Annotated in this window: 14 protein-coding genes; 13 read left to right on the top strand and 1 reads right to left on the bottom strand. The window is 63.3% G+C overall.

The genetic code is table 11. The features are described 5' to 3' along the window. Positions 1 to 23: 23 nt before the first annotated feature. From D2E22_RS05305 to D2E22_RS05345, 9 genes are all read left to right on the top strand, one after another. A complete protein-coding gene (locus D2E22_RS05305; protein WP_126032058.1) occupies positions 24 to 911 on the top strand; it encodes a hypothetical protein in 888 nt (295 codons plus the stop codon). After that, on the top strand, positions 911 to 1,645 hold the full coding sequence (locus D2E22_RS05310; RefSeq protein ID WP_126032059.1) for a helix-turn-helix domain-containing protein: 735 nt from the start codon (positions 911 to 913) through the stop codon (positions 1,643 to 1,645). The genes D2E22_RS05305 and D2E22_RS05310 overlap by 1 nt, the downstream gene beginning before the upstream one ends. A gap of 279 nt (positions 1,646 to 1,924) precedes the next feature. After that, positions 1,925 to 4,234: a bifunctional DNA primase/polymerase gene (locus D2E22_RS05315; RefSeq protein ID WP_164518428.1), complete on the top strand. Its 2,310-nt coding sequence runs from the start codon at positions 1,925 to 1,927 to the stop codon at positions 4,232 to 4,234. A gap of 239 nt (positions 4,235 to 4,473) precedes the next feature. Continuing rightward, positions 4,474 to 4,821, top strand: coding sequence for a hypothetical protein (locus tag D2E22_RS05320; RefSeq protein WP_126032061.1), 348 nt, complete (start codon positions 4,474 to 4,476; stop codon positions 4,819 to 4,821). A 204-nt stretch (positions 4,822 to 5,025) separates the two neighbouring features. After that, complete coding sequence (locus D2E22_RS05325) at positions 5,026 to 5,433, top strand: hypothetical protein (RefSeq protein WP_126032062.1); 408 nt, start codon at positions 5,026 to 5,028, stop codon at positions 5,431 to 5,433. After that, positions 5,430 to 5,771, top strand: coding sequence for a hypothetical protein (locus tag D2E22_RS05330; RefSeq protein ID WP_126032063.1), 342 nt, complete (start codon positions 5,430 to 5,432; stop codon positions 5,769 to 5,771). Before D2E22_RS05325 ends, D2E22_RS05330 begins: the two co-directional genes overlap by 4 nt. Next, positions 5,768 to 5,980 (top strand): hypothetical protein, encoded by a 213-nt coding sequence (locus D2E22_RS05335; RefSeq protein WP_126032064.1) that lies wholly within the window; start codon positions 5,768 to 5,770, stop codon positions 5,978 to 5,980. The genes D2E22_RS05330 and D2E22_RS05335 overlap by 4 nt, the downstream gene beginning before the upstream one ends. Positions 5,981 to 6,254: 274 nt before the next feature. After that, a complete protein-coding gene (locus D2E22_RS05340; RefSeq protein WP_126032065.1) occupies positions 6,255 to 6,518 on the top strand; it encodes a hypothetical protein in 264 nt (87 codons plus the stop codon). A 127-nt stretch (positions 6,519 to 6,645) separates the two neighbouring features. After that, positions 6,646 to 7,443 carry a hypothetical protein gene (locus tag D2E22_RS05345; protein WP_126032066.1) on the top strand — a complete coding sequence of 266 codons (798 nt, stop codon included), beginning with the start codon at positions 6,646 to 6,648 and terminating at the stop codon, positions 7,441 to 7,443. A gap of 361 nt (positions 7,444 to 7,804) precedes the next feature. Here D2E22_RS05345 and D2E22_RS05350 read toward each other — a convergent pair whose 3' ends face one another. Then, on the bottom strand, positions 7,805 to 8,077 hold the full coding sequence (locus D2E22_RS05350) for a hypothetical protein (protein ID WP_126032067.1): 273 nt from the start codon (positions 8,075 to 8,077) through the stop codon (positions 7,805 to 7,807). Between the two features lie 371 nt (positions 8,078 to 8,448). Between D2E22_RS05350 and D2E22_RS05355 the strand changes: the two genes are divergently transcribed. The 4 genes from D2E22_RS05355 to D2E22_RS05370 are packed head-to-tail and all read left to right on the top strand — an operon-like array spanning position 8,449 to position 12,828. After that, complete coding sequence (locus D2E22_RS05355; RefSeq protein WP_241218197.1) at positions 8,449 to 8,829, top strand: hypothetical protein; 381 nt, start codon at positions 8,449 to 8,451, stop codon at positions 8,827 to 8,829. Further along, positions 8,826 to 10,454 carry a hypothetical protein gene (locus D2E22_RS05360; protein ID WP_126032069.1) on the top strand — a complete coding sequence of 543 codons (1,629 nt, stop codon included), beginning with the start codon at positions 8,826 to 8,828 and terminating at the stop codon, positions 10,452 to 10,454. The genes D2E22_RS05355 and D2E22_RS05360 overlap by 4 nt, the downstream gene beginning before the upstream one ends. A gap of 9 nt (positions 10,455 to 10,463) precedes the next feature. Continuing rightward, complete coding sequence (locus tag D2E22_RS05365) at positions 10,464 to 11,912, top strand: phage portal protein (RefSeq protein WP_126032070.1); 1,449 nt, start codon at positions 10,464 to 10,466, stop codon at positions 11,910 to 11,912. Then, positions 11,827 to 12,828, top strand: a complete 1,002-nt coding sequence (locus D2E22_RS05370) for a hypothetical protein (RefSeq protein ID WP_126032071.1) — start codon at positions 11,827 to 11,829, stop codon at positions 12,826 to 12,828. Before D2E22_RS05365 ends, D2E22_RS05370 begins: the two co-directional genes overlap by 86 nt. The last annotated feature ends 45 nt before the right edge of the window (positions 12,829 to 12,873 follow it).

A 12,873-nucleotide genomic window follows, 5' to 3' on the forward strand; every position in this document is an offset into this window, starting at 1 on the left:
CTCAACAACGAGGAGGACGTGCAGTGACGAGTCCGGACATCGCACGCCTCGTCGCCGCCGCCAACGCGGATGACGCGTACACGCCTCCCCTCACACGCCGGAGCCCACTGTGGGCTCCGGTCCGCGACCGCATCGAACAGCACATCGCCACGCAGCCGCGCAGCCTGCAAACCAATATCGGGCCCAGCGAGCTCGGCACGACATGCGTGCACTGCCTCGCCGCGAAACTCGCCGCATGGCCCAAACCGCAACAGGTCGCATGGATCCCGTTCATCGGCACCTGCGTCCACAAACAATTCGAGCAGCTGTTCAGCAACTGGCAAGGATGCATGACCGAACGCCAGGTCGTCGTCGGACGACTCAGGGGACGCATGTACGCCTACAACGTCGCCGGCAGCATCGACCTATGGGTGCCCGCGCACCGCATGACCGTCGACTGGAAAATCGTCGGAAACACGACACTCCAGCAGGTCAAACGTCATGGCGTCAGCCAGCAGTACACGGTGCAGGCGAGCCTGTACGGCATCGGCCTCGAAAACGAGGGCCTCAAAGTCGACACATCGGCGATCTACTACCTGCCACGCAACAGCGTCACCCTATCCGACGCGCTGCCCATCGAATTCGCGTTCGACCCGCAGCCGGGCAGGTGGGCGCTCGACCGCGCGCAACGCCTCACCACCATGCTCGACGACATCGAAACCGAGCTCGGCGCCGAGGCGCGTGACGAATGGATCAGCCTGCTGCCGCGTGACCGTGAGCACTGTTTCGACTGCGACCGATGGGCCGACAGCAACCCGTTCGACCTGCCGCAAGGCACGCTCTACGAGCTGCCCGAACGGTGGACACGACTCGCCAACAGCATCGAGTCCCACTACCAACCAACCAACCAATCAACCAAGGAGAACCAGTGATGTTCGGACAACCAAACAACTACCAGCAGCCCTACAACAACGCCTACAACAACCAGTACGGCGGCCAGTACGGCAACGACCCATACCAGCAGCAGCCACAGGTCGACCTCGGCAGCGTCGCGGACTTCGCAGCCGGCGGCGGAAAGAGCTTCTTCAACGCCGACTCGCAGCCAGGCGCATCGGTCACCGGCGTCGTCACCGCCATCGAGGTAACCCAATACCACGATTTCCAGACCAAAGCGCCCGGATTCTGGAAAGACGGCAGGCCTCAGAAGCAGCTGCACATCACGATCCAGACGGATCTGCAGACCGACCCTGATGACGACGGACTGCGCAGCATCTGGATCAAGGGGTGGGGCAAGCAGATGGCGGCCTACCGCGATGCGAGGCGCCGTAACGGCGGCAAGGACCCGCGGCCGGGCGACACGTTCACCGCAACCTACATCGGACTCGGCGAACGCGGAGACGCGCCGCAGCCGCCGAAAATCTACCGCTACGAGATCCAGCGCGGCAACAGCCCCGAGGTCGCCGCATTCGGCGCGGAACCACAGCAGCCGCCGATGCAGCAGGCGGCGCCGCAGCAGGTCAACCTCACCCCGCAGCAGCCGGCAGCGGTGAGCGATGAGCAGCGCGCGCAGATCATCGCGCTGCGCGATCAGGGCATGGCGCCCGCACACGTCGCCGCCCAACTCGGCCTGACCGAACAGCAGGTCTACGACGCTGGTCACCGCTGACAGTAGCCCCAACAGCCCTGAACACGAACCAGCGTGCACGCGGACTGCAACAGGCCGCACAGGGCACCAACCACACACCAACGATGAGAGAGGGGAGGAGACGCAATTGACCCACACGCCCATATGTCCCACCTGCGGCAAACCACGCCCATACCTACGCAGAGACGGCGAATGCGAAAACTGCCACCGATGGGGCCGCTACCACACCGACACCGACTACCGGCTACACGTCCTCGAAACCAACCGCACCAACTACCACCGCAGAAAGGGCCGAACACAATGAGCAACAGCACTCACATTGACGCCGACACGTTCGGCTACGCAGCAGCCGCACCACTCTACCGCGCAGCAGGCTGGGCCCAGATCATCCCCCTGCCCGAAGGCAGGAAAACACCACCACCGAGCGGCTATACCGGACGCCACGCAACGCCGGTCGACGACGATACCATCCGCCGGTGGGGCGCAGCCATGCCCGACGCGAACACCGGCATCGTCATCCCCGACGGCGTCCTCGTCCTCGACATCGACACCGCCGACGACCACCGCCGCAAGGCCAACGGCATCGACGGCATCCACGAACTCGAACACACACTCGGCCCACTGCCCACCACATGGAGCAGCACCGCCCACGGCGCCGACCAACCAGCACGCCACCTGTTCTACCGCGTCCCCGAAGCCCTGTCGTGGCGCGGCGGCGCCATCGACGGCGTCGACATCCTCCAACCCGCACACCGATACAGCGTCGTGTGGCCCAGCATCCACCCCACCGGTGAACAATACCGCTGGTACACACCGACCGGCGAACCCGCCTACCACATCCCCGCCATCACGGAACTCGCCAACCTCCCCGACCCGTGGGTGCAGCACCTGCGCAAACCCGCACGCCCCGCAGCGGAACGCACACTCGCATTCACCGCGACCACCACTGGCAATGACGGCATGTGCCAGGCCATCCGCACATTCCTCGACACCGTCATGACCGCACCGGCAGCCAAGGGCAGCCGCCATGACACCATGCTCGAGGCCGTCTGGGCTCTCATCCGATTCAAGGAGGAGGGCCACCGGGGCGTCGATGAGGCGATCCGCATCCTGCGGCCAGCATTCATCACTGCGGTCGCGCCCGACCGTGAGGGCCATGAGGAGGAGGCGGCGCGCGAATTCGACCGGCTCCTCGCCGGCGCACGCGCCCAAAACCACGACATGCAGGGAGCCATCGACCCATGCGCTCACACGCCAAACATGGACACGCGCATGAGCGACGCCGAACTCGCCCAGATCGAACAATACGCCAACACGCCACAAACAGCCCCTGACGGCGGCACAGACACGTGCACGGCACCAGCCACGACAAATACTACTCGGCCACAGTCGCAAACCGTCGTAGAGGCGGCGCAGACGACACCACAGCAGCTGACCGAACAGCAGCAGCCGACACGACAGGGCAGCTGGGGAGCGGTCGACCTCACCGCGTGGGCTGCCGGCAACCCCAACCCGGCCCCCGACCTGCTCGTCCGCGCCGACGGCATCGGCCTGCTCTACCGCGGCCGCATCAACGACCTGCACGGCGAACCCGAATCCGGAAAATCACTCATCGCCCAATACGTTACAGCAGAAAGCCTCAACAACAACATGATCTGCGCATACATCGATTTCGAGGACAACGCCGGCAGCATCCTGCAACGCCTACGCCTCATGGGCGTACCCGACGACATCATCCTCGACCAGACCCGATTCACCTACCACAACCCCACCGGCAACCCGTTGGACCCCATCAACCTCGACCAGTTCAGGCAGATCATCGACGCCGACAACGACCTCATCGTCATCGACGGCCTCAACAACATGCTCTCCGGCATCGGCCTCGACCAAGACAAAGCGGCCGACATCGCCCGGCTATACACGACGATTCTCAAACCCATGTCGGCGGCCGGCGCATGCGTCCTCCTCGTCGACCACGTCGTCAAAAACAGGGACAGCCAGGGACGTTTCGCCGCCGGCAGCATCCAAAAACTCGCACAGATCGACGGCGCCAGCTACTACGCATATCCAAGCCGTCCTCTCGGGCGCGGCATGCGCGGCGAAATCACCCTCAAACTCGCCAAAGACCGCAACGGGTACCTCGGTGAGCACTGTGCGCCGCCCAACAACAAAAACGACCGCCTCCGCGAGGCCGCACGCATCAGCGTCGACAGCACAACTCCGAACCGCATGGAGGTCACCGTAGGCAAGCCGACCAATCTGCCTGTCGCCGGAGAACCCGCCGACACGAGGCCGACATGGGTCATGCAGAAGGCAAGCGAGGTGCTCAAGAGCGATGGCGGCTGGTGCGGCGTCAACAAGGTCTACATGTGGCTCAAGGAAGATCATGTCGGTGCCAGGAAGAGCACTGTCAGCGAAGCGCTCGAGGAATTGCGCACCGCCGGATATGTCGAGGAGCGCAGCGGGCCGCGGGGCAGCCGCGAATACATTCACCGCTCCCTCTATGTCGAAACCGACGACCCGCAGTCACCCAACTATCAGCCACGAATAACAGACGAGGAAATAGCAGCAATAAATGGAAAAGAAGATTATGATGACGACGATTTTTAAACGTTCGCTAATTCGACTGCCGACCGGTTCCCACTGGTTCCCGACTGGTTCCCACTGGTTCCCGGAACCAGTCGCATAACTGCATTGACTGGATCCCGGTGATGTATTGATGCTCCCCCTGTGATGGGGAGCATCATACACCGGGAACCAGTCAGATGCACCCCCGCGGAACCGGACAAAACCACTCAAATAGTTCTTACATAAGGCGACACGCCCAACACGCCGAAAGGACAAAAACCATGAACACACCACTCATCGACCAAATGGAAGCGGTCAGCACACTACTCGCCGAGGAAGGCCCCATCCGCAGTGAAAAATCCATCAGACAGCGGTTAGACGGGCACGGCTACGAACCGTTCAACCCACACCGCGCAATCATGTGGCTGCGAGCACTCGGCATAGTTAGCAAACACGGTCTGCACGCATACACGTTCCACTCCAAACTCCGATTCCCGGACGAGCACCTGCGCACGGCGACCTATGAAACGGCCATCAACGCGAGACAGGACCTCGCAGACACACTGCGAGAACTCGCCGACTGGGTCGAGGAATCCATCGGCGAACCGGACGAGGAGGAATGGGCATGAGTCCGCTCATGGCATTCGCCTTCGGCGGCATCACCGCATGCACACTCATACGCATCCTCACCAACATCATTCAACACCTGACCGACCAGCACGAGCGGAGACGCAAACCATGATCAACCTCATCAGCCTCATCATCATCCTCGCGGCACTCATCGCAATCAGCTGGTGGGCAGGCACCCACCACTTCTAGAAGGGAACGCCATCATGGCAACGAACATCAGCGAAAAAGACCGAACCCTGCGACTCCTCGACGAATACATCAACGACCTCGACCTCGTCGAATACAGGCATGTTTTACGTTGGGTCAGGGAGGGGCGTGACGCTCAGATCAACATCAGGCCCGGCACGAGCATGGACGACCTCATCATTCAACGTGAGTTGAAATTCGACTCCGATACAGGTGAATTCCGTCGCGAATTGCTCACGGTGCATGGCCCCGAGGCCGGGTTCACTATCAACGATCCGACGCCGGAGGAGAGAGCGCGGTTATATCTCTATGCCGGCTACCGCCACGCACTTGCCAGGGTGCATCGGTGGGTGCTGGAAAATCTCGGCTACAGCGGCGGCATGCCCAACGAGGTACCCAACCAGAGCGAGGGGGCCAACGCATGACGCAGACCTATACGAAACATGGCTTCCATGAGGGAATGCGAGTCGGCCGACTGACTTTGCTGACCTACTATCGCGGCGGCAGCCAGCATCATCGCAGCAGAGAGCGCGGATGGTTCACCTGCCGTTGCGACTGCGGCAGAAGCATCGACTTCGATGTGCAGCAGCTCACGCGCGCCCAATACCTCATGTGCCGCGACTGCCGTAGCGACGTCATCAGGGCCGCACGGCACGACATGGACGCGCCGCAGGACTGGGGAGCGGTCATGAACGAACAGTCAGACTGGATCCGCCGCATGCGCAACCACAGTCCACGAAACAACGAGGAGGTGCCGGCATGACGGACGATAATCGTTTCGACAAACGTCAGGCATGCCTCGACGCGGTTAAACAGCTCGACGTCAAGGGCATGAACCCGGCCGAGGCGCTCATGGTCGCGTGGATGGACGGCTGGAATCGTGCGCTCGACCTATGCATCCAGCTCGAGCAGCAGCTCGACCCGCCGGAGACTCAGCAGCGGCCAACGTTCAGCGACGGCGGCCATGAGTGAGCAGCCGACATTGTTCGACGCGCAGCCCACGGATCCATGGGGTTCGGCCCCGGATCCGTGGGCAGCTCCCCCCGCTTCACACCGCAGGCGCCCGAAACGTCCGGCATGGCTGACGGTCGCATGCCGCAAAAACAATCCATGCGGCCTCAAACCTGTCAGATGTGTATGCGGCGCGTGGACCGTCCAGTCGCAGCCACGTCACAACGTGTGGGACATCTACGACCCATATGTTGTCACCGGCAGCCAGGTGGCGTGTGCTCGCATCCTCAATATCGTGCTCGACCGGTTCGAGTGGGACGCGGACCGGCGGTCCGTCTACCTGACCTCGCAGGTGGTCTATGACGAGACTCTCAAGTATCTGCAGCAGCACTGCTGCGGGCGGCCGCCGTTGAGCGGCATGACGCCGACGCTCACGCCACGGCGGCGTACACGCCAAGCCGTGCCGTTCCCGTACACGGGTTCGAGTGCGGACGACGTGGCCCGGTTCGAACGCATATGGTACGCGTCGCTCGACACGCTCGCGTCTGCGATGGGATAATCAAATATGGGGAGAGGCCGCGCACCGAGGTGGGGAATGGTTGTAAGAGAGAACGCACGCAGAGTGCGCGGCCGAGAGGAATCAATCACTCCGTGAACGACGATAGCCGATCCACGGAGGAATCATTGTGAACTACGACTGCCCCATCTGCAAAAAGGTAGGAGATGTGCCGGGGCTGTGCGGCAGCTGCGAGCTGCGGTTCAGCCTCGACCTGCTGCGCCTCATCGCTACGCTGCGCCCGTTGCGTGACATGCTCGACGCGACCGTGCATTACGGCGGCCATGAGATCTCGCGCACGCAGACCGCGACGCCGCCGACGCCCATCAGGCTCGGCGTGCTCGACCTGCTCGACGACATCGACGCCGCAGCATACGAACTCCACCGCACGCTCATCGGCTGCACTCTCGCCGGCGAATACCGACTCGAGGACGTCGTCGGCACGCTCTGCGACTGCGCGCAGGCCGACAACCTCGGTACTGTCCCTGACGCTGCGCAATGGGTACGGCGCGTGAGCAAACTCAATGCGGCGGCCGACATGTTGCTCTTTCCGCCGGACCTGCACGCGATCGGGCACTGCCCCAACGAGCTGTGCGGAGTCATGCTCTACGCCTCGGATGGTCAGCATGAGGTGACCTGCGGCGTGTGCGGCACGACGTCGTCGGTAGCCGATATCCAACTGCGCACGCTGTACCGGCTGTGCTGGGATACCGAACATGTCGGCTCGGCGGCGCAGATCGCACGCACGTTCACCGGGTGCGGTGTCCCGTTGCGGCGCAACACCATCACGCAGTGGGCTGCCCGAGGAAAAATCCAGAGCGTGAAAACCGTTGGGACGACACCGTTCTACCGGTATTCGGACGTGTTCAGGCAAGCAAACTTCGCAATGAAAAACTTCGACTGTCACCATAATAGGCAGTGGGAGTAGTGGGTCTACTCTTTCCTTTCATTTAGGAGCATTGCGCTCTGGACTGCGGGGCCGTAGCGGTCACCTTCCTGCCGCCGGCCCCGCCCCCTCCATCCATCAATGACCGGCAATCCCGGAGGCATCGGACCATGCGGCGTTGCGCCTACCATCTCTGCCCCGTCCTCGTCCCCGATGAGGCGCGGTATTGTCGTGACCATCTCGTTGTGCGTGACCATGAGCGTGCGAGCAGTCGCGAGCGCGGCTATGGCACGGCGCACCGTAGGATGCGCCGACAGTGGGGGAGGCGGCTCGAGGCCGGCGAGCTGGTGACGTGCCCCCGGTGTGGGCTCCCTATCCTCCCCGGCCAGGCATGGGACCTCGGTCATAATGATGCGCGCACCGCGTGGACTGGCCCGGAGCATGCGCACTGCAACCGTGCGGCCGGGGCGGTCGCGTCGCATCGCATGCGCGAGCATTGGTCGCGATTGTGATCGATGAATGAACAAGCGTCGGCGAGTCGGGCGCTGTGTTCGTCGCGTTCCGTCGTCGCTTCATGCTGTCGTCGCGCGCGGGAGAGCGCGACGTCGATGGGTTTGCTGAAAATTTTTCGTTTCGTTTTGTCGCGTCGGCCGTCAGCGACGACAACAGCGAACATGATTGATGATTTTATTTTTTAAATCGTGTTCGCGTATTTTTTGAGGCCGGGTACCCCCTACGGGGTTATCCCTGAAGGGTTCGGCTCGGCACCGCCGGTGAGGGGACTCGCAAGTGCGGAGGGTTCAAGATGTTGCCGGCGTGGCATCAATGTGTTTTTCAATTATCGTTTGGTGAGGTGGTTTTATGGCTGGATGGGGTGGGGCGAGGTCTCGTTCCGGTCCGCCGCCGGACCCGAATTCGGATCGTTCCGAGCGGAGAGGCATTCCCGCGGGGCTTATCCGTCTGCCGGCGAGCGGTTACAAATACCGTCCGAAGAAATTCCCGCTCGCGGAGTATGAGGTGCGGCGTCCGGTCAGGGATGGTGACGCGGTGATGCTCGTGCGTGACGACGAGGCGACGGCCGAGTGGGCGAGGCGCGAGCAGGAACTGTGGCGCCAGCTGTGGAAGCTGCCGCAGGCGGTTGCGTGGCATATGCCGCAGAACCGCTATCTGGAGCTGACGGTCGCATTGTATTGTCGTCAGGTGCGGTTGTGCGAGACGCCGGAGGCGAAAAGCGCGGACCGCACCACATTGCAGCGGTATGCGGACACGTTGGGCCTGACGCCGCAGGGATTGAAGCTCAACGGGTGGATCATCGTCGACGACGCCGACGTCGCACCGGAGCCGAAGCCAGGCGTCACGTCGTCAGGCTCATCGGGCAAGGTGATCCCGTTCCCCGATCCGCGTGACGAGTGGGAGTCGCTGCAATGAGCGAGCAGGGGCGGAAGGAGCCGCCGAAGAGCCTCGGGTTTCTCCTGGCGTCGTGGATCACGGCGCATTGCGTGGTGCCCGCCGGCTACGACCTGAACCGGCCGTTTCGCCTGACCGGCTGGCAGCTGCGGAACGCGGTCGATTTCTACACGGTCAAGGACGGACTCGAGTTCAACCCGGCGCGTCCGGCGCTCGGTTCGGCGTTTAAATGGCGTCGCGGGCAGATCGTTGGCGGCCAGAAGCTCGGTAAGTCGCCGTTTGGTGCGGCGGTGGCGTGTTTCGAGGCGGTCGGCCCGTGCGTGTTCTGCGGCTGGGCCGCCGGCGGTGAGCGGTTCCGCTGCTCCGACTGGGGCTGCTCGTGTGAATTCGAGTATGAGTATCGTCCGGGGGAGCCGATGGGCATGCCCCGCCGTACCGCGCTCATCCAGCTGCTCGCCACGAGCGAGGAGCAGACCGCGAACGTGTACCGTCCGTTGCAGACCATGATCCGCAACGGCCGCCTCGACGACCTGATGAAGGTTCGCGAGGGCTTCATTCGTCTGCCTAATGGCGGCCGTATCGACCCGGTGACGTCGTCCGCGAAGTCGAAGCTGGGCAATCCGGTTAATTTCGCGATCATGGACGAATCCGGCGTGTATACGAAGCGGTCGGGAATGTTTGAGGTCGCGGACACGGTTGCGCGTGGCACCGCCGGCATGGACGGCCGTGTACTCGAGCTCACGAACCCGTGGGACCCGATGGACGCCTCGTTTGGGCAGGCGACCTACGAGAGCCGCGTGAGCGACATCATGAGGTATTTCCCTCGCCATGACCCGTCTCTGGATTTCATGGATGCCGAGGACCGGCGCAAGATTCTCGAGTTTGTGTACCGCGGTTCGACGTGGATTCAGATCGAGCAGATTGAGGCGATGTGCGAGGAGCTGTTGCAGCGTGATCCGACGCAGGCGCGTCGTTTTTTCGGCTGCGAGTTGGTGCAGGGCCTCGGCTCCTACATGCCCGAGGCGCTGTATGACTCGGCCGAGGAGGATCGCGCGCTGCCCGCGGAGGGCACCGAATTGTGTCTGGGTTTCGATGGTTCGCAGACGGGCGACTGGACGGCGTTGCGTGCGGAGACGGCGGACGGTTGGCGGTTCACGCCGACCTATGGGCCTGATAAACGTCCGACGTTTTGGAACCCGGCAGAGTGGGAGGGCCGTATCCCGCGGTTCGAGGTCGACGCCGCCGTTAGTGAGCTGTTCGAGCACTACACAATCAATCGGTTTTACTGCGATCCGCATCCGTGGGAGTCGCAGATCGATGAGTGGGCGCTGCGCTACGGCGAGGATACGGTGGTCGGTTGGCCGACGAACCGTGTCGGACGCATGTACGACGCGCTCGTCAGGATGCTCGAGGACACGGCGGACTGCAGCACGACGCACAGCATCGACCAGACCGCGAAACTGCATATGATGGCCGCCCGCAAGGTCGCTAAGCCCGGCGACAAATACGTGCTCGGCAAACCGAGCGAAAACCAGAAGATCGATATCGCGATGGCCGATATTTTGGCGCATGAGGCGGCGTCCGACATGCGTGCGCTCGGCTGGGACGGCAAATCGTTGGCGCGCAAGGTGTTCGTGTTCCGATAGGGAGTGTGTATGGCTGGAATCGAGGATATGTGCGGTGAGCTGCTGAGGCAGCTGCAGGCCGCGTTGCCGACGTTCGACCGGTATGATCGGTATTTCGACGGTGCGCAGCGGCTCAAACAGCTCGGACTCGCCATCCCGCCTGAGCTCGAGCATTTCACGGTCATCGTGAACTGGCCTCGCGTCGTCGCCGAGGCGCGCGTCGACCGCCTCGACATGAAGGGATTCCGCGTCGGGGGCAACAGCGAGTTGGCGCGCCTGTTGTGGGAGTGGTGGCAGTCGAGCGGACTGGCCGAGGATCAGTCGTCCTATCTGGATTTCGAGATCTACGGGCGTAGTTTCAAGGTCGTCACTCGCATCGGTGATGATGTGCGCGTCGAGAACGTGTCGCCGATGGACATCATCTGTCATAGGGATGTGATGAGCGGGCAGATCGACGCCGCGTTGCGCTGGTATCGCGACGTGGACGGCGTGAATCCGTATCAGCCGGTCGGCTACATGTATTGGACGCGCGCCGCTACGTATGTGTTGGATGCGCAGTTGCGTGTCGTCAACCAGTATCCGACCGTTGGCGGCGTCATCCCCGTCATCCCCGCCTATCGCAATCCGCGTACGAGCATCCCGCTGCACGCGGGTTGGCCGCGTCTGCGCGGCACGAGCTGCCTGAGCGACGTCATCGACATCACCGACGCGTGCGCGCGCGACATCTCGAACGCGCAGCTGGCGCAGGAGACGCACGCGGTGCCGCAGCGCGTCATCGCCGGCGTCACCAATGGTGATTTCGTCGACCCGGAGACTGGCGAGCGGCTGACCACATGGGAGGCGTATTTCGGCCGCATCTGGGCGCTCGTGAACGAGAACGCGAAAACGTTTGAGTTCTCGTCGTCGAGCATGGAGAATTTCGAGCGGATGGTCGGCGTCTACGCCCGCCTATGCTCGGGCGTGACCGGCCTGCCGCCGAACTATTTCGGCCTGGCCGCCGACGACGCCGCCTCGGCCGATGCGATCAGGAGCCGTGAGGCGAAACTGGTCAAATCGATTGAGCGCGATCAGCGTGCGCTCGGCGATCAGGCCGTGCAGACGTGCCGTATCGCGGTCATGATGAGCGACATCGACGACCATGGCGAACTCGATGCCGCGCAGGCGCTCTGGTATGACGCGGGCACGCCGACGACGGCGCAGCGGGCGGATGCGGTCACGAAACTGTACGCCGCGGCCGACGCGAACGGCCGTAGCCTGCTGCCGCGTGAGATGGCGTGGGAGGAGCTCGGTTGGGGTCCGGACAAAATCGAACGCGCGAAGCGGCTGCTGGCCGATGAGGAGTCGGCGTGGATGGGTGAGCCGATGCTCAAACCGTTAGGTGAGGAGGGCGACGATGTACGGACAGGTATTGACTCCGTTGCAGCGTCGTCAGGGTCGCGACCTGCGCCGCAGGTCGAACCGTCTCGTCACGCTGATTAACCGCATCTGCAACCGTGCCGACGCCGACGACGTCGACGGGCTGCTGCGGGCGGCGGTGCCGCAGATCGTGGCCGCCGTGCGCGGCGTGCAGGCGGTGACGGTGCGTGACGCGCTCGACCTGACGCGCCCCATCATGGAGATCATCGACGAGCGCACCTACACGCCGCACTATCTGCCGGACGCGGCCGCGTGGCTCGGATGGAACGGCAACGGGCAGCCGGTCGGCGCGATCCTCATGGACGCCGGCGACACCGGCAGACGCGCGCTCGACGCGGGCCTCGACATGGACGTGGCGTTGCGTCGCGTCCGTTCCGAACTGGTGACGATGGCGCGCACCTGCGTCGCGGACACGCAACGCTCGGCGAGCATGGTCGCCGCGAAAGCGTGCAATGTTGAGGCGACGCCGGTGCGCGTATTGAACCCGCCGAGCTGCGCACGATGCGTCATCCTCGCAGGCACCGCCACCGGCGGGTTCGAGCGGCATCCGAACTGCGACTGCACGTTCATCTGGGCCCGCGATGCCCCGTCCGAGGCGTACACGCAGCCCGACCTGTATCTGGAGACGCTCTCCGACGACGAACTCGCCCGCGTCCTGGGCAGCAAAGCGAACGCGCGCGCCTATAAAGATGGGGCCGATCTGAACCAGCTCGTCAACGCCTACAGGCGCAAGGGGGCAGTGAGCACTGCGCAGTGGGGCGGCCGTCGCATCAAATACACGCTCGAGGGCACGACGAAACGCGGTTTCGCATCCTCACGCATGATCAGCAGCGGCTATGCGAACGACTACACGAAGCTCGGCGGCCGCTACACGCGCGTCGACCGTCCGCGCCTCATGCCGGAGACGATATACGCCTCGTGCGCCCGCACCGGCCGAGACCCGCAGGAACTGCTCTACAAATACGGGTGGATCCTCTGAAAATTTTTTGCCGTCGGTCAGCATGACGCCCCGACGGCGCGAACA

Source organism: Bifidobacterium castoris (genome assembly GCF_003952025.1).
GTDB classification, from domain to species: Bacteria; Actinomycetota; Actinomycetes; order Actinomycetales; family Bifidobacteriaceae; genus Bifidobacterium; species Bifidobacterium castoris.

Bases quoted from the DNA above. Each gene is read 5' to 3' on its own strand.
- D2E22_RS05330 (WP_126032063.1), top strand. From the start codon at position 5,430: ATGACGCAGACCTATACGAAACATGGCTTCCATGAGGGAATGCGAGTC.
- D2E22_RS05320 (WP_126032061.1), top strand. From the start codon at position 4,474: ATGAACACACCACTCATCGACCAAATGGAAGCGGTCAGCACACTACTC.
- D2E22_RS05335 (WP_126032064.1), top strand. From the start codon at position 5,768: ATGACGGACGATAATCGTTTCGACAAACGTCAGGCATGCCTCGACGCG.
- D2E22_RS05370 (WP_126032071.1), top strand. From the start codon at position 11,827: ATGTACGGACAGGTATTGACTCCGTTGCAGCGTCGTCAGGGTCGCGAC.
- D2E22_RS05310 (WP_126032059.1), top strand. From the start codon at position 911: ATGTTCGGACAACCAAACAACTACCAGCAGCCCTACAACAACGCCTAC.
- D2E22_RS05365 (WP_126032070.1), top strand. From the start codon at position 10,464: ATGGCTGGAATCGAGGATATGTGCGGTGAGCTGCTGAGGCAGCTGCAG.
- D2E22_RS05325 (WP_126032062.1), top strand. From the start codon at position 5,026: ATGGCAACGAACATCAGCGAAAAAGACCGAACCCTGCGACTCCTCGAC.
- D2E22_RS05315 (WP_164518428.1), top strand. From the start codon at position 1,925: ATGAGCAACAGCACTCACATTGACGCCGACACGTTCGGCTACGCAGCA.
- D2E22_RS05350 (WP_126032067.1), bottom strand. From the start codon at position 8,077: ATGTTCGCTGTTGTCGTCGCTGACGGCCGACGCGACAAAACGAAACGA.
- D2E22_RS05360 (WP_126032069.1), top strand. From the start codon at position 8,826: ATGAGCGAGCAGGGGCGGAAGGAGCCGCCGAAGAGCCTCGGGTTTCTC.